18 protein-coding genes and 1 pseudogene are annotated in these 17,276 nt (G+C 76.0%); 8 read left to right on the top strand and 11 right to left on the bottom strand.

Features of this window, described 5'->3' with window-relative positions; translation table 11 throughout:
- Nucleotides 1-74 precede the first annotated feature (74 nt).
- Nucleotides 75-1,361 carry a glycosyltransferase gene (locus ACI8AK_RS15525; protein WP_456902344.1) on the top strand — a complete coding sequence of 429 codons (1,287 nt, stop codon included), beginning with the start codon at nucleotides 75-77 and terminating at the stop codon, nucleotides 1,359-1,361.
- A complete protein-coding gene (locus ACI8AK_RS15520) occupies nucleotides 1,358-3,391 on the top strand; it encodes an ArnT family glycosyltransferase (RefSeq protein ID WP_456956984.1) in 2,034 nt (677 codons plus the stop codon). The genes ACI8AK_RS15525 and ACI8AK_RS15520 overlap by 4 nt, the downstream gene beginning before the upstream one ends.
- A 109-nt stretch (nucleotides 3,392-3,500) precedes the next feature.
- Here the strand turns inward: ACI8AK_RS15520 and ACI8AK_RS15515 are convergent, their stop codons facing one another.
- The 4 genes from ACI8AK_RS15515 to ACI8AK_RS15500 form a co-directional block, all read right to left on the bottom strand.
- Nucleotides 3,501-4,697, bottom strand: a complete 1,197-nt coding sequence (locus tag ACI8AK_RS15515) for an acyl-CoA dehydrogenase family protein (RefSeq protein WP_387986161.1) — start codon at nucleotides 4,695-4,697, stop codon at nucleotides 3,501-3,503.
- Nucleotides 4,698-4,857: 160 nt separating this feature from the next.
- The gene (locus ACI8AK_RS15510) at nucleotides 4,858-5,811 is read right to left on the bottom strand and encodes an HpcH/HpaI aldolase/citrate lyase family protein (protein WP_387986164.1); all 954 of its coding nucleotides are present in this window, start codon (nucleotides 5,809-5,811) and stop codon (nucleotides 4,858-4,860) included.
- A gap of 50 nt (nucleotides 5,812-5,861) precedes the next feature.
- Nucleotides 5,862-6,794 (bottom strand): DMT family transporter, encoded by a 933-nt coding sequence (locus ACI8AK_RS15505; protein WP_456956982.1) that lies wholly within the window; start codon nucleotides 6,792-6,794, stop codon nucleotides 5,862-5,864.
- A complete protein-coding gene (locus ACI8AK_RS15500) occupies nucleotides 6,791-7,669 on the bottom strand; it encodes a PhzF family phenazine biosynthesis protein (protein ID WP_456956981.1) in 879 nt (292 codons plus the stop codon). Before ACI8AK_RS15500 ends, ACI8AK_RS15505 begins: the two co-directional genes overlap by 4 nt.
- Before the next feature lie 25 nt (nucleotides 7,670-7,694).
- Between ACI8AK_RS15500 and ACI8AK_RS15495 the strand changes: the two genes are divergently transcribed.
- The 4 genes from ACI8AK_RS15495 to ACI8AK_RS15480 all read left to right on the top strand — a co-directional run bounded on the left by ACI8AK_RS15495 (nucleotide 7,695) and on the right by ACI8AK_RS15480 (nucleotide 10,399).
- Nucleotides 7,695-8,933 (top strand): magnesium transporter MgtE N-terminal domain-containing protein, encoded by a 1,239-nt coding sequence (locus ACI8AK_RS15495; RefSeq protein ID WP_387986171.1) that lies wholly within the window; start codon nucleotides 7,695-7,697, stop codon nucleotides 8,931-8,933.
- Nucleotides 8,926-9,465, top strand: a complete 540-nt coding sequence (locus ACI8AK_RS15490; protein ID WP_456902341.1) for a DUF1003 domain-containing protein — start codon at nucleotides 8,926-8,928, stop codon at nucleotides 9,463-9,465. Before ACI8AK_RS15495 ends, ACI8AK_RS15490 begins: the two co-directional genes overlap by 8 nt.
- 48 nt (nucleotides 9,466-9,513) lie before the next feature.
- On the top strand, nucleotides 9,514-9,990 hold the full coding sequence (locus ACI8AK_RS15485) for a methylated-DNA--[protein]-cysteine S-methyltransferase (protein ID WP_456956979.1): 477 nt from the start codon (nucleotides 9,514-9,516) through the stop codon (nucleotides 9,988-9,990).
- Between the two features lie 142 nt (nucleotides 9,991-10,132).
- Nucleotides 10,133-10,399 (top strand): hypothetical protein, encoded by a 267-nt coding sequence (locus tag ACI8AK_RS15480; RefSeq protein WP_456956978.1) that lies wholly within the window; start codon nucleotides 10,133-10,135, stop codon nucleotides 10,397-10,399.
- A 205-nt stretch (nucleotides 10,400-10,604) separates the two neighbouring features.
- Here ACI8AK_RS15480 and ACI8AK_RS15475 read toward each other — a convergent pair whose 3' ends face one another.
- Entirely contained in the window at nucleotides 10,605-10,922 is a 318-nt protein-coding gene (locus ACI8AK_RS15475) for an AzlD domain-containing protein (RefSeq protein ID WP_387986176.1), read from the bottom strand.
- Nucleotides 10,919-11,608 (bottom strand): AzlC family ABC transporter permease, encoded by a 690-nt coding sequence (locus tag ACI8AK_RS15470; RefSeq protein WP_456956976.1) that lies wholly within the window; start codon nucleotides 11,606-11,608, stop codon nucleotides 10,919-10,921. Before ACI8AK_RS15470 ends, ACI8AK_RS15475 begins: the two co-directional genes overlap by 4 nt.
- A gap of 40 nt (nucleotides 11,609-11,648) precedes the next feature.
- On the opposite strand from ACI8AK_RS15470, the gene ACI8AK_RS15465 reads away from it, so the two are divergent.
- The gene (locus ACI8AK_RS15465) at nucleotides 11,649-11,969 is read left to right on the top strand and encodes a hypothetical protein (RefSeq protein WP_387986179.1); all 321 of its coding nucleotides are present in this window, start codon (nucleotides 11,649-11,651) and stop codon (nucleotides 11,967-11,969) included.
- A 157-nt stretch (nucleotides 11,970-12,126) separates the two neighbouring features.
- Nucleotides 12,127-13,287 carry an Mrp/NBP35 family ATP-binding protein gene (locus ACI8AK_RS15460; RefSeq protein ID WP_387986181.1) on the top strand — a complete coding sequence of 387 codons (1,161 nt, stop codon included), beginning with the start codon at nucleotides 12,127-12,129 and terminating at the stop codon, nucleotides 13,285-13,287.
- 108 nt (nucleotides 13,288-13,395) lie between these two features.
- Here the strand turns inward: ACI8AK_RS15460 and ACI8AK_RS15455 are convergent.
- From ACI8AK_RS15455 to sigE, 5 genes and pseudogenes are all read right to left on the bottom strand, one after another.
- Nucleotides 13,396-13,701, bottom strand: a pseudogene (locus tag ACI8AK_RS15455) (mycothiol-dependent nitroreductase Rv2466c family protein); the annotation flags it as partial.
- A 53-nt stretch (nucleotides 13,702-13,754) separates the two neighbouring features.
- Entirely contained in the window at nucleotides 13,755-14,144 is a 390-nt protein-coding gene (locus tag ACI8AK_RS15450) for a twin-arginine translocase TatA/TatE family subunit (RefSeq protein ID WP_456956974.1), read from the bottom strand.
- Between the two features lie 50 nt (nucleotides 14,145-14,194).
- Nucleotides 14,195-15,832 carry a S1C family serine protease gene (locus ACI8AK_RS15445; protein WP_456902334.1) on the bottom strand — a complete coding sequence of 546 codons (1,638 nt, stop codon included), beginning with the start codon at nucleotides 15,830-15,832 and terminating at the stop codon, nucleotides 14,195-14,197.
- Nucleotides 15,833-15,962: 130 nt separating this feature from the next.
- A complete protein-coding gene (locus ACI8AK_RS15440; protein WP_387986191.1) occupies nucleotides 15,963-16,535 on the bottom strand; it encodes a zf-HC2 domain-containing protein in 573 nt (190 codons plus the stop codon).
- A complete protein-coding gene (sigE, locus tag ACI8AK_RS15435; RefSeq protein WP_387986193.1) occupies nucleotides 16,532-17,131 on the bottom strand; it encodes an RNA polymerase sigma factor SigE in 600 nt (199 codons plus the stop codon). The genes ACI8AK_RS15440 and sigE overlap by 4 nt, the downstream gene beginning before the upstream one ends.
- Nucleotides 17,132-17,276 lie beyond the last annotated feature (145 nt).

Here is a 17,276-nt window from a genome sequence, read left to right as displayed (position 1 = left end):
GTGACCTGCCACTCACAGTCGATCTCCAGCGCCCGCACCGGAGCACCCCAGGAGCGGGCCGGACCGTCCTCCCCATGCCACCGCTCCTGCTCGGCGCGCACGACCGCGCCGGTGCCGCCGGCCGCGGGCGCCCCGTCCTCGACGTGGTCGTCCCGGTGCACGACGAGGAGACCGACCTCGAGCCGTGCCTGCGCCGCCTGCACGCCCACCTCACCGAGTCCCTGCCCTACCCGTTCCGCATCACGGTCGCGGAGAACGCCAGCACCGACCGCACCCTGGAGGTCGCGCACCGGGTCGCCGCCGAGCTGCCCGGGGTGACGGTCCTGCAGATCCCCGAGCCCGGCCGCGGCGGGGCGCTGCGCACCGCCTGGCTGGGGTCGGACGCGCCGGTCCTCGTCTACACGGACGTCGACCTCTCCACCGACCTCAACGCCCTGCTGCCCCTGGTCGCCCCGCTGATCAGCGGCCACTCCGACCTCGCCGTCGGCACCCGGCTCTCCCGCTCCTCGCGGGTGGTGCGCGGCCTCAAGCGCGAGGTCGTCTCCCGCGGCTACAACCTGCTGCTGCGCCGCACGCTGGCCACCTCGCTGTCCGACGCCCAGTGCGGCTTCAAGGCCATCCGGGCCGACGTCGCCGCGCGGCTGCTGCCGCTGGTCGAGGACACCGGCTGGTTCTTCGACACCGAGCTGCTGGTGCTCGCCGAGCGTGCCGGGCTGCGCATCCACGAGGTGCCCGTCGACTGGGTCGACGACCCCGACAGCCGCGTCGACATCGTGAGGACGGCGCGCGCCGACGTCGCCGGCATCGTGCGGATGCTGCGCGCGCTGGCCACCGGGCGGCTGCCGCTGGCGCAGCTGCGCGCCACCATCGGCCGGCAGCCGCTGCCCGACCCGCTGCCCGGTGTCTCGTCGTCACTGGCCGGCCAGCTCGTCCGCTTCGCCGTCGTCGGCGTGCTGTCGACGCTGGCGTACCTGCTGCTGTTCGTCCTGCTGCGCGGCGTCGTGGCCGCCCAGCCGGCGAACCTGCTCGCCCTGCTGGTGACCGCGGTGGCCAACACCGCGGCCAACCGGCGGGTCACCTTCGGCATCCGCGGCGGTCCGGGCGCCGGCCGCCACCAGCTGCAGGGCCTGGTCGTGTTCGGCCTCGCCCTGGCGCTGACCAGCGGGGCGCTGGGCCTGCTGCACCTCGCCGACCCCACCCCGGCCCGCGGCCTCGAGCTCACCGTGCTCGTCGGCGCCAACGCCGTCGCCACGCTGCTGCGCTTCGTGCTGCTGCGCGGCTGGGTCTTCCGCACCTCCCCCACCCCTGCCCGGCCGGCTCCCGAGGCCGTGACCGCCCCCGAGACGGAGACCGCCCGATGACCGCCACCGCGACGCCCCCGGCGGCGCCCGCCGCGCCCGGGGCCGCACTCCCCGCCCCGGCCCGGTCCGGGCGGGCCGCGCGCCTGCTGCGGGGCCGCCCCGCCGACCCGCGCTGGGTCCGCCCCGCGCTGCTCGGGCTGCTCGCCGCCACCGGCGTGCTGTACCTGTGGGACCTCTCGGCGTCGGGCTGGGCCAACGCCTTCTACGCCGCGGCCGCGCAGGCGGGCTCGCAGAGCTGGGAGGCGTTCTTCTACGGCTCCTCCGACGCCGCCAACTCGATCACCGTGGACAAGCCGCCGGCCTCGCTGTGGGTGATGGCGCTGTCGGTGCGGCTGTTCGGGCTGGACTCGTGGTCGCTGCTGGTGCCGCAGGCGCTCATGGGCGTGGCCACCGTCGGGCTGCTGTACCTGGCGGTGCGCCGGGTGAGCGGCCCGGGTGCCGGGCTGGTCGCCGGCGCGGCGCTCGCGCTCACCCCCGTCGCGGCGCTGATGTTCCGCTTCGACAACCCCGACGCGCTGCTCGTGCTGCTGATGACCGCGGCCGCGTACGTGCTCACCCGGTCGCTGGAGCGGGCCTCCACCCGCGGCCTCGTCGGCGTCGGCGTGCTCGTCGGCTTCGCGTTCCTCACCAAGACGCTGCAGGCGGTGCTGGTGGTCCCCGGCTTCGCGCTCGTGTGGCTGGTGGCCGCGCCCACGACGCTGCGCCGCCGGGTCCTGCAGCTGCTCGGCGCCGGCGCCGCGATGGTCGTGGCGGGCGGCTGGTGGGTCGCCGTCGTGGAGCTGGTGCCGGAGTCCTGGCGGCCCTACGTCGGCGGCTCCCAGACGAACTCCGTCTGGGAGCTGATCTGGGGCTACAACGGCCTGGGCCGGCTCACCGGCGAGGAGACCGGCAGCGTCGGCGGCGGCGCCGGCGGCGGCGGCTGGGGCGAGACCGGCCTGACCCGGCTGTTCGACTCCGAGATCGGCGGTCAGATCGCCTGGCTGCTGCCCGCGGCGCTGGCGCTGCTGGTCGCCGGGCTGGTCGCCGTCGGCCGGGCACCGCGCACCGACCCGCGCCGCGCCGCGCTGCTGACCTGGGGCACCTGGCTGGGCGTCACCGGGCTGACCTTCAGCCTGATGGCCGGCATCTTCCACGCGTACTACACGGTGGCGCTGGCCCCGGCGGTCGCCGCGCTGGTCGCGACCGGCGGCGCGCTGCTGTGGCAGCGGCGCGGCCGGGCGTGGGCGCGGCTGGTGCTCGCGGGGACGCTCGCCGGCACCGTGCTGTGGGCGTGGGTGCTGCTGGGCCGCTCGGCGGAGTTCCTCCCCTGGCTGCGGTGGGTCGTGCTGGTCGCCGGCCTGGCCGCCGCGGTCGCCCTGCTCGCCGTCGGCCGGCTCGGCCGCGCCGTGGCCGCCGCCGTCCTCGCCGTCGGCCTGCTGGCCGGCGTCGCGGGGCCCGCCGCGTACGCGGTGCAGACCGCGGGCACCGCGCACACCGGGTCGATCCCGAGCGCCGGCCCGACGGTCACCGGCGCCGGCTTCGGCGGCCCGGGCGGGACCGGCGGCCGGGGCGGGTTCCCCGGCGGCCGGCCGCCGGCGGGCGGACCCGCGGCCGGCACGCTCCCCGCTCCCGGCGGCACCACCACCCCCGGCAACGTCACCCGCGGTGCGGGCGGCGGCACGGGCGGCCTGCTGGGCACGGCCGACGTCGGCGAGGAGATGGTCGCCGCGCTGACCGAGGACGCCGCCGGCTACACCTGGGCGGCGGCCACGGTCGGCTCCAACAGCGCCGCCGGCTACCAGCTGGCCACCGGGCTGCCCGTCATGGCGATCGGCGGGTTCAACGGCAGCGACCCCTCGCCCACCCTCGAGCAGTTCCAGCAGTACGTCGCCGACGGCGAGATCCACTGGTTCATCGGCGGCGGGACGGGGATGGTCAGCGACGGCGGCAGCTCGGCGTCGGCGGAGATCGCGGCCTGGGTGGCGGAGAACTACACCGCCCGGACCGTCGACGGCGTGACCGTCCACGACCTGAGCCGGCCGGCGAGCTGAGTCCCGCCCGCTCGTGCTCCGGACACCGGTGTGTGCAGAGCACGAGCGAGCCGGAGACGACGAGCGGCCCGGGACCCGTGCCGGTCCCGGGCCGCTCGCGTGCGGTCCGTCAGCGCTTGAGGCCGTACTCCTTGAGCAGGCCGCGGCTGATGATCGTCTTCTGGATCTCGCTGGTGCCCTCGCCGATGAGCAGGAACGGCGCCTCGCGCATGAGCCGCTCGATCTCGTACTCCTTGGAATAGCCGTAGCCGCCGTGGATGCGGAAGGACTGCGTGGTGACCTCGGCGCAGTACTCGCTGGCGATCAGCTTGGCCATGCCGGCCTCGACGTCGTTGCGCTTGCCGGCGTCCTTGAGCCGGGCGGCGTTGACCATCATCAGGTGCGCGGCCTCGACCTTGGTGGCCATCTCGGCGAGCTGGAACGCGATCGCCTGGTGCTGCACGATCGGCTTGCCGAAGGTCTCCCGCTGCTGGGCGTACTCCACGGCCAGCTCGAACGCGCGGATGGAGATGCCGCAGGCGCGGGCGGCGACGTTCACCCGGCCGACCTCGACGCCGTCCATCATCTGCGCGAAGCCCCGGCCGGGCTCCCCGCCCAGGATCATGTCCGCGCCGATGCGGTAGCCGTCGAACACCAGCTCGGTGGTGTCGACGCCCTTGTAGCCCATCTTGTCGATCTTGCCGGGGATGGTCAGGCCCGGGGCCACGGTGCCGAAGCCGGCCGGCTTCTCGACCAGGAACGTCGTGAGGTTCTGGTGCGGCTTGTCCGCACCCAGGTCGGTGCGCACCAGCGCCGCCACCAGCGTGGAGGAGCCGCCGTTGGTCAGCCACATCTTCTGGCCGTCGATGACGTACTCGTCGCCGTCCCTGACGGCCTTGGTGCGGATGCCGGCGACGTCGGAGCCCAGGCCCGGCTCGGACATCGAGAAGGCGCCGCGGACCTCGCCGGTGGCCATGCGCGGGAGGAAGTGGTCCTTCTGCTCCTGCGTGCCGTGCTGGCGGATCATGTAGGCGACGATGAAGTGGGTGTTGATGACGCCGGAGACGCTCATCCAGCCACGGGCGATCTCCTCGACCACCAGCGCGTAGGTCAGCAGCGACTCCCCCAGGCCGCCGTACTCCTCGGGGATCATCAGCCCGAAGATGCCGAGCTCCTTGAGCCCGTCGACGATCTCCTGCGGGTACTCGTCGGCGTGCTCGAGCTCCTGCGCGTGCGGGATGATCTCCTTGTCCACGAAGCTCCTGACCGTCGACAGGATCTCCTGCTGGATGTCGGTCAGGTCGGCGGTCTGCGCCAGTCGGGCCACGCTCACTCCTCCGGGACTCCGGTGTCCGTTTGCTACCGGGGAGTATGGGCGACCTCCCCGCACCGGTCGCCGTGTCCCCGGTCACTCGGGCCCGGTCGCCCCGGGAACGACGACGGCCCGCCCGGGAGTCCCGGACGGGCCGCCTGTGGGTCGGGGTGGATCAGGCGTCGGGCGGGGTGAAGGACGACGTCCGGGACATCCCCGCGGCGCGGCCCTTGCCCGCGATGACCAGCGCCATCTTGCGGCTGGCCTCGTCGATCATCTCGTCGCCGAGCATCGCCGAGCCCTTCTTGCCGCCGGCCTCGGACGTGTACCAGTCGTAGGCGTCGAGGATGAGCTCGGCGTGGTCGTAGTCCTCCTGCGACGGCGCGTAGATCTCGTTGGCGGCGTCGATCTGGCCGGGGTGCAGCACCCACTTGCCGTCGAAGCCGAGCACGGCCGAGCGCTTGGCGACCTCGCGGAAGGCGTCGACGTCGCGGACCTGCAGGAAGGGGCCGTCGATGGCCTGCACGCCGCGGGCGCGGGCGGCCATGAGGATCTGCATGAGGATGTAGTGGAACGGGTCGCCCGGGTAGTCGGGGTGCAGGGCGCCCACCACCAGCGACTTCATGTTGATGCTGGCCATGAAGTCGGCCGGGCCGAAGATGATCGTCTCGATCCGCGGGCTGGCGAACGCGATGTCGTTGACGTTGATCAGGCCCTGCGCGGTCTCGATCTGCGCCTCGATGCCGATCCGCCCGACCTCCAGGCCGTTGGCCTTCTCGATCTGGGTCAGCAGGAAGTCCAGCGCCGCGACCTGGGAGGCGTCGACGACCTTCGGCAGCATGATGCAGTCGAGGTTCGCGCCGGCGCCCTCGACCACCTCGATGACGTCGCGGTAGGTCCACTCCGTCGTCCAGTCGTTGACCCGGACCGTGCGGATCTTCTCGCCCCAGCCGCCCTCGTTGAGCGCCGCGACGATGTTCTTGCGGGCACCCGGCTTGGCCAGCGGCGCGCAGGCGTCCTCGAGGTCCAGGAACACCTGGTCGGCCGGCAGGCCCTTGGCCTTCTCCAGGAAGCGCGGGTTGCTGCCCGGCACGGCGAGGTTGGAACGACGGGATCGGAGCTCGGCCACGGTGCCTCCGCTGGTGATCGGGATCTTCGGCTACCGGAGGGTAACGACGGTCAGGTGACCGGCTCGACCGGCACCTGCGGCCGGCCGGCCCGGACCACCAGCGCCACTCCCGCGACCACGGCGACCATCCCCGGCAGCGCGAGCAGCGGCGGGGTCTGGCCGAGCAGCACCAGCGCGACCAGCAGCGCGCCGGGCACCTCGAGCAGCACCGCCAGCCCGACGACGGTGGGCCCCACGGTGGACAGCACCAGGTTGAGCAGCGTGTGCCCGAGGATCTGCGCGCACACGGTGATCGCCAGGATCAGCCACCAGTCGCGGGCGGGGAACCCGGCGAGCGGGGTGGTGGTGACCAGCGCGGCGACGGCCAGCACGGCCGCGCAGGTGGAGTAGCAGACGACCGAGTACGCCGACGTCGCCAGGCGGGCGCGGGCGCGGGCCCCGGCGAGCATGTAGCCGCCGGCGCAGATCGCCCCGAGCAGCGCCAGCCCGTCCCCGGCCAGCGCCTCGAGGCTGACCGCCACGTCGACCCCGGCGATCAGCGCGGCGCCGACGACGGCCAGCGCGAGCCCGGTCCACACCTGCGCGGGCAGCCGGACGCCGGACACCCGCGCGGCCAGCGCGGTCCAGATCGGCGTGGTGGTGACCAGCGCCGTCGACGCGGCGACCGTGGTCATCGACAGGCTGGGCAGCCACGCGGCGAAGTGCGCGGCGAGGAACAGCCCGGCCACGACAGAACTGCCCAGGTCCCGCGGCCGCAGCCCGGTGAGGGTGGCGCGCTCGCGGCCCAGCAGCACCGGCACCAGCAGCGCGGCACCGGCGGCGTTGCGCCAGAACGCCAGCGCCAGGAACGAGGCGCCGACCAGCGCGGTCAGCGGGCCGGAGAAGGAGACCCCGACGACGGCGACCGCCAAGAGCACGACGTCGCGGGAGCCGGGCCGGTGGACCGCCCACGGGGAGACGGCCGCCGTCGAGCCGGCGCTCACGGCACGCGGATGCGCCCGGAGGCCACCGGCACCACCGCTCCGGACACCGTGGCCGCCGTCGCCCAGCCGCCGTCGGCGGTGACCGTGCACGACAGCACCGACGGCCGGCCCATCGCCTCGCCCTGCCGCACCGTGTACGACGACGTCCCGTCCGGGGCGACCAGTCCGGTGGCGACCAGCCAGACGCCGGCGCCCAGCGCCGCCGAGCCGGTGGCCGGGTCCTCGCCCCAGCGCAGGTCGTTCGCGAACACGCGGGCGTACGCGGTGGAGCCGTCCCACGACAGCACCGAGACGCCCTCCCCCACCCCGAAGGCGGCCAGCGCGGCGGGGTCGGGGGCGGCGCGGTCGACGACGTCCGGGTGCACCGCGAGGAAGGCGAAGGGCAGGCCGCAGCCGGCGACGTGCGCGGGCAGCCCGACGACGTCGGCCGCCGACAGCCCCAGCGCCGCGGCCAGCGCCGCCGGGTCGGGGCCGTCCTCCAGCGTCGGCCGCCCGCCGGTGAGCGTCGCCCCGTCGCCGGTCACCTCGATCGGCAGGACGCCGGCGCCGCACTCCTGGTGCAGCGTGCCCGCGGCCAGCCGGCCGGTGCGCACCAGCGTGTGCGCGGCACCGACGCTCGGGTGCCCGGCGAAGGGCAGCTCGGCGAAGGGGGTGAAGATCCGCACCCGGTAGGAGGCGCCCGGCTCGGTCGGCGCGCAGAGGAACGAGGTCTCCGACAGCGCGAACTCGTTGGCCAGCGCCTGGCACTGCCCGGTGGTCAGCGCGTCGGCGTCGAACACCACCGCGAGCGGGTTGCCCGCGAACGCCCGGGGGGCGAACACGTCGACGACCTCGTACTCGACGGACGCCGATCCGACGGACACAGGGCTCGCCACGACCCCGACGGTAGCCTCACCGAGTGTGAGCACGGTGACCAGGGCGTACGTCTCGCGGCTCGCCGGCCTGCCCGTCTTCGACCCCAACGGGGACCGGGTCGGGCGGCTGCGCGACGTCGTCGTGGCGCTGCGCGTGGACACCGCCTCCCCGCGGGTGCTGGGCCTGGTCGTGGAGGTCGTGGCCCGCCGCCGCATCTTCGTGCCGATGGGCCGGGTGACCAGCATCGACCCGGGCGCGGTGGTGCTCGCCTCGGGCACGCTCAACCTCAAGCGCTTCGAGCAGCGGCGTGGCGAGACGCTGGTCCTCGGCGAGCTCCTGGACCGGACCGTGACCGTCCGCGAGTCGGGCCGGCGGGCCACCGTCGTCGACGCCGGGATCGAGCAGACCCGCACCGGCGAGTGGCAGGTCACCCGCCTGGCCGTGCAGGAGCCCGGCCGGCTCGGCCGCCGCGGGCAGCTGCACCAGCTGGCGTGGGACGAGGTCGCCGGGCTCGCGCTGCCGGAGAGCGGGCAGGGCGCCGAGACGCTGATCGCCACCTACCGCGAGCTCAACGCCGCCGACCTCGCGCACGCCCTGCAGGACCTGCCGATCAAGCGGCGGCACGAGGTCGCCGAGGCCCTCGACGACGAGCGGCTGGCCGACGTCCTCGGCGAGCTGCCCGAGGCCGAGCAGGTCGTCATCCTCGGCACGCTGGACGAGTCCCGGGCCGCCGACGTGCTCGAGGTCATGGACCCCGACGACGCCGCCGACGTGCTCGCCGAGCTGTCCAACGTCGACCGCAACCGGTTGCTCGAGCTGATGGAGCCCGACGAGGCCGAGCCGGTGCGCCAGCTGCTGCAGTACTCCGAGGACACCGCCGGCGGGATCATGACCAGCGAGCCGGTGATCCTCGCGCCGGACGCGACCATCGCCGAGGCGCTGGCCCGGGTCCGCGAGCCCGAGCTCACGCCCGCGCTGGCCAGCCAGGTGTACGTCTGCCGGCCGCCGTCGGCCACCCCGACCGGGCGCTACCTGGGCCTGGCGCACATCCAGCGGCTGCTGCGCGAGCCGCCGTCCGGCCTGGTGAGCGGGGTGCTCGACGACCTGGACCCGCTGCGCCCGGAGGCGCCGCTGGCCGAGGTCACCCGGTACTTCGCCACCTACAACCTGGTGGCCGCGCCGGTGGTCGACGAGCAGGGCCGGCTGGTGGGCGCGGTGAGCGTCGACGACGTCCTCGACCACCTGCTGCCGGAGGACTGGCGCGAGCGGGCCCGCCGTGGCTGACGGCCGCCGGCTCGACGTCCCCCGCGGCTCGTCCCGCGGGATCACCGGCTACCTGCGGCTGGACCCCGACGCGATCGGCCGGTTCGCCGAGGGGATCGCCCGCTTCCTCGGCACGGGGCGCTTCCTCGCCGTCCAGACGGTGATCGTGGTGCTCTGGATCGCCCTCAACGTCTTCGCCGTCCGGCTGCGCTGGGACCCCTACCCGTTCATCCTGCTCAACCTGGCCTTCTCCACCCAGGCCGCCTACGCCGCGCCGCTGATCCTGCTGGCGCAGAACCGGCAGGCCGACCGCGACCGCGTGCAGGCCGAGGAGGACCGCGCCCGCGCCGCGCAGACCCGCGCGGACACCGAGTACCTGGCCCGCGAGCTCGCCGCGCTGCGGGTGGCCATCGGCGAGCTGGCCACCCGCGACTTCATCCGCGGCGAGCTGGGCCGCCTCGCCGAGAACCGCTCGCCCGAGGAGCGGGAGAAGAAGCCCAAGAAGAAGCAGAAGGACCCCGTCCAGCCGGCGCTCGCGGACCCGACGGCGTAGCGCACCGGGCCGCCCGGGCTGTCGTCCCCCCGCGGCACACTGCCGGGCATGCGCGCGTACGCAGTGGTGGCCTCGCCCATCGGGCCGCTGACCGTCGTCGCCGACGACGGCGTGCTCGTCCGGCTGTACCTCTCACCCCCGGACCCGCAGGCCGATCTGGGCGCTCGGGACGACGCCGCGCTCGCGGACGTGGCTAGCCAGCTCGGCGAGTACCTCGCCGGCGAGCGGGAGGCGTTCGACCTGCCGCTGCGCCCGCGCGGCAGCGACTTCGAGCTGGCCGTCTGGGAGCAGCTCACCCGCATCCCCTACGGCCGGACGACCACCTACGGGGCGGTGGCGAGAGCCGTCGGCGAGCCGGGCGGCGCGCAGGCCGTCGGCCTGGCGTGCGGGAGGAACCCGCTGGCGATCGTCGTCCCGTGCCACCGGGTGGTAGGCGCCGACGGCAGCCTGGTCGGCTTCGGCGGCGGGCTGTCCCGTAAGCGCTTCCTGCTCGACCTGGAGCAGCGGGACGCCCGGCTGTTCTGAGCCTGCGCCGGAGGGCCCGGCGGCCGGGGGCTCAGCCCAGCACCGCGCGCAGCACGTGCAGCCCGGCGGCGGCCGCCGCCGTGGCCGGGACGACCAGCGCGAGGGCCCAGGCCCGCGTGCCCGGCAGCGCGGCAGCACGGCGGTGAGCAGCACCGCGGCGACGACGTCGGCGGCCGCCTGCACGGGGCGCGGGTCCGTCCCGCCCGGCCACAGCGCGGGCGCGTCCCCACCGGCCAGCGCGATCCCCGCGATCCCCGCCACCAGCGCCCCGGGCAGCGGCCCGTCCGCGCGGGTGCCCAGCCACGCGGCGGCCGCGGTCGCCGGGACGGCGGTGGCGGACAGGACCAGCCAGGCGGCGAGGAGCCCCGGCGTCCAGGCGAACCCGAGCACGACCGCGGCCCAGGTGTAGTAGGCGACCGTCATGGCGGCGAAGAACGCGGCCGCGCGGACCGCGGCAGCCCAGGCCGACGGCGCCCAGCGGCCGAGCGCGGCGACGGCCAGCACCCACGCGGCCGGCTGGCTGCCCAGCGCGGCGGCCCAGGCGACCCCCGACTCGTCGGCGGCCTTGGCGGCGACCCCGGCCAGCAGCCCCAGCAGCGCGGCCCGCAGCGGCGTCACGCGGTCAGGACGTGCACCAGCGCACCGGTGGCGCCGGCCAGCACGAGCACCACGATGAACGGCGCGCGCAGCGCGAGGGCGACCGCCGCGACCGCGACCCCGGCCAGCCGGCCGTCGACCACGAGGGCCTGTCCGGAGGTCAGCGCCTGCACCGCGACCAGGGCGGCCAGCAGCGCCGCGGGCACGAAGGTGACCAGCCGGGTCACCCACGGCCGCTCGACCCAGGCCGCGGGCACCGACAGCCCGGCCAGCTTCAGCAGGTAGCAGCCCAGCGACCCGACGACGACCACCGTCCACAGCGTCCCGCTGCTCACGCCGCCTCCTCCCGCGGCCGGCCGGCCAGCACCACCGCGACGACGGCGGCCACCACCTGCACGCCCGGCGGCACGAACGGGGTCAGCGCCAGCGCCACGGCCGCGCCGCCCAGCGCCACCCGGCGGGCGACGGCCGGCTCCTCGGCGCCGGCGCGCAGCCGCGGCCACAGCAGCGCCAGGAAGGCGGCCGGGACGACGGCGTCCAGCGCCGCCTCGGCGGTCTCCCCCAGCGCCCCGGCACCGAGCGCGCCGGCCAGGGTGGTGGCGTTCCACACCGTGAAGATCGACGCCCCGCCGGCGAGGAAGGCCAGCCGGGACAGGTCGCGGTCGGGGGCGGCCACGGCCAGCGCCGTCGTCTCGTCGATCACCCAGTGCGCCAGGCCCAGCCTGCGCAGCAGCCCGCGCGGGGCCAGCAGCGGCGCCAGGCGGACGCCGTAGACGGTGTTGCGGGTGCCCAGCAGCAGCGCGCTGCCGATCGCGGCCGCGCCCCCGCCGCCGGCTCCGAGGACGCCGACCAGCGCGAACTGCGAGGCGCCGGTGAACATCAGCAGCGACATGATCAGCGCCTGCCAGGGGTCCAGGCCGGCGGCGTCGGCGGCCGCGCCGAAGGCGACGCCGTAGAGGCCGACGGCCACCCCGAGCCCGATCGCGTCGCGGAGGACGGCGGCACGCGCGGGAGCGGACACGTCGCCGCAGCCTACGGCCCGGCTGCGTACGGTCGGGCGCGTGACCGGAGCCGCGGGCGACCGCCGGGTGGTGCTGCGCGACGACCGGGGGCCGCGGGGCACCTGGTCCGAGTGGGCCACGCTGTCCGGCGCCGGCCTGCGCGTCGAGGGCCAGAGCCTGAGCGGGGACGACGAGTACGAGTTCGCCGTCGACGTCGCCCCCGGGCAGGTCCCCGCCCTGCTCGCCGCCCTCGGTGCGCCCGCGGCCGCCGACGTCCTCGACGCGCTCGTCGCGTACTCGCGGGGTGGCGGCCGCGGGCTGACCCGGCTCCTGCGGGACGCCGGCGTGGAGCACCGCCGCTGGAACCGCGTGGGCGGCTGACCGCCCGGTACGGCGCCGGCCGGGTGCGCAGCACATCACCTCCGCAGCCGGCGGCACCCGGTGCCCGCCGCCGTACAGTGGCAGGTGGACCGGAGTGCAGGTCGCCGACGTGTGGTGCCGCGGACCGGGTCCCCCGTCGAAGGAGACACATCCCCCCATGTCCGACACGCTGACCGGCTCGCCGGCGCTCGACGCCGTCAACGCCGCTCTGGCCACCGTCCAGGACCCGGAGATCAACCGTCCGCTGACCGACCTCGGGATGGTCAAGGACGTGCAGATCGGCGTCGGCGGCGACCCGGGCGCCGTGCGCGTCGAGGTCTACCTCACCGTGGCCGGCTGCCCGATGCGCGAGACGATCACCAACCGGGTGACCGCCGCCGTCTCCGCCGTCCCCGGCGTGACGTCGGTGCAGGTCGGCCTGGACGTGATGAGCGACGAGCAGCGCGCCGAGCTGCGCCGCACCGTCCGCGGCACCGACGCGGCCGACCCCGTCATCCCCTTCGCCCAGCCGGGCTCGCTGACCCGCGTCTACGCGGTCGCCTCCGGCAAGGGCGGCGTCGGCAAGTCCAGCGTCACGGTCAACCTCGCCGCGGCGCTGGCCAAGCGGGGCCTGTCGGTCGGCGTCGTGGACGCCGACATCTACGGCCACTCGGTGCCGCGCATGCTGGGCGTCGACGACAAGCCGACCCAGGTCGACAACATGATCATGCCGCCGCAGTCGATGGGCGTGAAGGTCATCTCGATCGGCATGTTCACCCCGGGCAACACCCCGGTCGTGTGGCGCGGCCCGATGCTGCACCGCGCGCTGCAGCAGTTCCTCGCCGACGTGTGGTGGGGCGACCTCGACGTCCTGCTGCTCGACCTGCCGCCCGGCACCGGCGACGTCGCGATCTCCATCGCCCAGCTGCTGCCCAACGCCGAGATCCTCGTGGTGACCACGCCGCAGCAGGCCGCCGCCGAGGTGGCCGAGCGGGCCGGCGCGATCGCCACCCAGACCCACCAGCAGGTCGTCGGCGTCATCGAGAACATGTCGTGGCTCGAGCTGCCCGACGGCTCTCGCATGGAGGTCTTCGGCTCCGGCGGCGGCCAGGCGGTCTCCGACGCGCTCACCCGGCTGCTCGGCGCCACCGTGCCGCTGCTCGGCCAGGTCCCGCTCGACACCCGGCTGCGGGAGGCCGGGGACGCCGGTGCGCCGATCGTGCTCGCCGACCCCGAGACCCCGGCCGCCAAGGCGCTGACGAAGGTCGCCGACTCCCTCGCCGTCCGCCAGCGCGGGCTGTCGGGCATGTCGCTGGGGCTCACCCCCGTCCGCCGCTAGGACCCGCTCGGACCGAGGCCCGGCCCCCGCGGGGGCCGGGCCTCGGCGCGTCTCAGCCGCGCGGCGGCTCGTGCGGGCGCCCTCGAGCCCGTGGGAGCCGCCGGTCCCGGAGACGAGCACGACGCCGTCCCACAGCCGGCCCGCCTCCTCGCCGACGGGCACGCGGGAGAGCACGGGACCGAACCAGGCCGACGGCGTCCCGGACCCCGTGGCCACGATCGGGGTGCCGACGTGCGGGCCCACCGGCTCGACGCCCAGCCGGTGCGAGGCCCGCACGAGGTCGTCTGGGCGGACGTGTGCGCGGCCCCGGCCAGGGCCTCCGGCAGGCCGACCGCGCGCAGCAAGGTCCCGCGTGTCCGGCCACTCGCCGCGCCCGTGCACGGCCTCGCCGTGGGCCCGGTGGAGCGCGACCATCGGCGCGGGTCACCCCGCGGAGCCTGCCGCGACCGCCGCCGCGGCAGGACCCGCTAGGTCGCGTCGACGTCGAACGGCGGCGGGGCGCTCCGGTCGTGCTCGACGACGGCCGGGCGCGTCGCGGGCTTCACCAGGCTCGCCGCGGTCGCGCCCGCGGCAGCGGCGGCGCCGCGGCGCACCGGCGGGGCGTCGTCGTCCTCGAACAGCTGGGCGCGGATGAACGTCTTCGGGTGGTACTTGCGCAGGTCCAGGTCACGCAGGCCGGCGAGGTCCTCGCCGAGGGACTCGTCGACCTGGGCGCGCACCCCGGTGATCGCCTGCTTGACCTTCTTCAGCCCGGCCGCGGCGTCCCGCGCCAGGGTCGGCAGTCGCTCGGGCCCGAAGATGAACAGCGCGGCCAGCGCCAGGACGACGATCTCGCCCCAGCCGATCGAGTCGAACACGCGCCGCTCCCTCCTCCGCGGGTCCCAGGGTATTCGGTGCCCGGGCCGGGTCAGGCCTCGGCGAGGGTGGCCTGGACCGTCGTCGACGACCCGTTGCGGACCAGCTCGATGGTCACCACGTCCCCGGGGTCGTGGGCGTCGACGGCGACGACGAGCTCCTCGGAGCTGCCCACGGCCTGGTCGTCGACGGCGATGACGACGTCCTGCTCGCGGATCCCGGCCTGGGCCGCGGGGCTGCCCGGCTCCACGTTGAGGACCAGCGCGCCGTCGCGGGTGCCGTCGGTGACCGACCGGGTGTTCACCCCGAGGGTCGCGTGCACCGCGCTGCCGGTGGCGATCAGCTGCTCGGCGACGTCGCGGGCGGTGTCGATGGGGATGGCGAAGCCCAGGCCGACGCTGCCGCCGCCCAGCGAGGCGATCGCGGTGTTGATGCCGATGACCGCGCCGGTGGCGTCGACCAGCGCGCCGCCGGAGTTGCCCGGGTTGATCGGCGCGTCGGTCTGCACCGCGCTGATCACGGCGTTGGTGTCGCTGCCCTCCCCCGCCAGCCGCACCGGCCGGTCGAGGGCGGAGACGATGCCGCTGGTGACCGTGCCGGCCAGGCCCAGCGGCGAGCCGATCGCCACCACCGGGTCGCCGACCACGACGTCGTCGGAGTTGCCCAGCGAGGCGGTGACCAGCCCCGGCCTCTCCACCTTGACGACGGCGATGTCGCTCGCCGGGTCGCGGCCGACGATGCGCGCGGCCGAGCCGCTGCCGTCGCTGAACACCGCCCGGATCTCCGCGCCGTCCACGCCGTCGGCGCCGGAGATGACGTGGTTGTTGGTGACGATGTAGCCGCCCTCGCCGTCGATGACGACGCCGGAGCCGGTCGCGCCGGCGTCGCCGATGCGCACCTCGATCGACACGACCGCCGGCGTCACCCGGCCGGCGATGTCCGACACCGACCCCGGCTCGCGGCTGATGCCCTCGTCGGTCTCCGACAGGGTGGTGCCCGGCGCCAGCAGCGGGGTCTCGCTGGCCTCGCGGGTCAGCAGGTAGCCCACGCCGCCGCCGAGCGCGCCGGCGAGCAGCACGGCGAGGACGACCAGGAACGCCACCCGCACCGACAGGTCGCGCAGCCGCAGCTTCTTCCGGCCCTTCCGGTCGACGACGACCGGGCCCTCCTGCTCGGACTCCTCCTCGAACACCGCCGGGCCGGTGAGGCCGGCCGGGGCGTGCGGGTCGCGCCAGGGGTCGCTCTTCGCGTCCGGCTTCCACCACGGCCCGGCCGAGGTGCGGCGGCGCCCGGGGCGGCCGCCGGGCGGCTCCTGCAGCCCGGCCTGCCCGGCCGGGGCGCGGAAGGCGCGCAGCACGGCCTCCGGCGGCGGCGGGGCCACCGGCCGCGGCGGCGGGGTCGGGCGGTCGCCGGCGAAGCTGCCCGGGACGGCCGGCGGGCGGCCGAACGCGGCGGCCTGGGCGGGACTCGCGGGCGGCTGCGCCGGCACCGCGGCGGGGCGTGGCCGCTCCGGCGGAGCGAAGGAGCCGGTCGCCCCGGCGGGACGGGCGAAGACCACGTCGTCGCCCCCCGTGCCGGCGGCGACCGGCGGGCGGACGACCGCCTCCACCGTGCGCTCGCCGTCGCGGGGGGCGCCGCCGGGAGCGGGCTCCGAGGGACCGGTCTCGCGGGCGTCGTCGGGTGCGGTCACGGGTTCAGGGTCCTCCCGGACCTGGCGGCGGACGTGGACTACGGGTGCCGGCGCGACGGTACCCGCCCGCGGGCGCGGGGGTCTGGGGTCAGGCCCCCGGAGTCACGGCCCCGGGATCAGGGCCCGGTCGTCACGGCGTGGCGCCCGGCGCGGCCGACGGGCCGCTCAGCGTGCGGACCACCGGCGGCACGACCTCGGTGCGCTCGTCGGGCGAGGAGGGGCCGGCCACCGACGACGGCGTCCGGGTCACCCGCTCCCCCGGGTCCGGCAGGTTGAGCGCCAGGACGGCGACGCCGAGGCCCAGCCCGGCCAGCGTGCCGGCGACGCTGCGGCGGAGCCACCGCGCGTGGTGCGGCGACGCGGGACGGGCCGGCGGGTCGTCGAGCGACACGGTCCAGCGGCCGGAGGACCCGGTGACGGTCAGCTCCCCCGCCGACGCGGTGACGGTGCCGAGCCCGCCGCCGCCGGGGACGTCGGCGGTGAACGGGATGGCGCACAGCCGGGAGAGCAGGTCGCCGGGGACGGCGACGTCGGCGGCGGCGTGCAGCGCGTCCTTCGCCTCGCGCTGGGCCTGCACGAGCATCCGGCACTCGGAGCAGCCGGCCAGGTGCCGGGCGGCGCGCGCGGCCGGGCCGCTGGCCAGCTCGCCGTCGACCAGCGCGGCGATCGCCTCCTGCGCCAGGTGGCTCTCCGGCAGGCTCATGCGGGAGCCCCCGGGGCCGGGACGCTGCGCGGGGCGAGGTGCGCGAGGGCCTGGCGCAGCTGCACGCGGCCGCGGTGGATGCGGCTGCGCACGGTGCCGAGCTTGATGCCGAGGGTCGCCGCGATCTCCTCGTAGGTCAGGCCCTCGATGTCGCAGAGGACGACGGCCACGCGGAACTCCGGCGGCAGCGCGTCCAGCGCCGCCTGCACCTGCGGGTCGAGGTGGGTGTCGGCGTAGACCTGCTCGGGGCTCGGCGCGGTGCCGGGCAGCCGCTCGGTGTCCTCGGGCAGCGCGTCGAACCGGATCCGCTGGCGGCGGCGGACCATGTCGAGGAAAAGGTTCGTGGTGATGCGGTGCAGCCAGCCCTCGAAGGTGCCCGGTGAGAAGTCGGCCAGCGAGCGGAAGACCCGGACGAACGTCTCCTGGGTGAGGTCCTCGGCGTCCTGGGCGTTGCCCGACAGGCGGTAGGCCAGCCGGTAGACGCGCGCCGAGTGGTCCCGCACGACCTGCTCCCAGGTCGGCGCCACCCACACCTCACCGGCGCCGGACGCGGCCGACTGCTGGTCGGCGGCAGGGGGGACGGCGGCCTCGGGCACGTCCTCAGTATCGCGGACGCGCACGCTGCCGACCTCCCCCGCGGGATGGACGGGGACGGCGGCACGCTCGGGTGTCACGTCCGGACCAACGGCCCTGACGCCATTCCGTGTTCCCGTCGTCAGTTCTTGCCAGGTTCCTCACAGG

This window comes from Geodermatophilus sp. SYSU D00867, assembly GCF_054050315.1.
This window is presented reverse-complemented; position numbering and strand designations above follow the sequence as displayed.

Coding starts and splice junctions, on each gene's coding strand:
- ACI8AK_RS15525 (WP_456902344.1), top strand. CDS start 75: ATGCCACCGCTCCTGCTCGGCGCGCACGACCGCGCCGGTGCCGCCGGC.
- ACI8AK_RS15520 (WP_456956984.1), top strand. CDS start 1,358: ATGACCGCCACCGCGACGCCCCCGGCGGCGCCCGCCGCGCCCGGGGCC.
- ACI8AK_RS15485 (WP_456956979.1), top strand. CDS start 9,514: ATGCGCGCGTACGCAGTGGTGGCCTCGCCCATCGGGCCGCTGACCGTC.
- ACI8AK_RS15460 (WP_387986181.1), top strand. CDS start 12,127: ATGTCCGACACGCTGACCGGCTCGCCGGCGCTCGACGCCGTCAACGCC.
- ACI8AK_RS15440 (WP_387986191.1), bottom strand. CDS start 16,535: ATGAGCCTGCCGGAGAGCCACCTGGCGCAGGAGGCGATCGCCGCGCTG.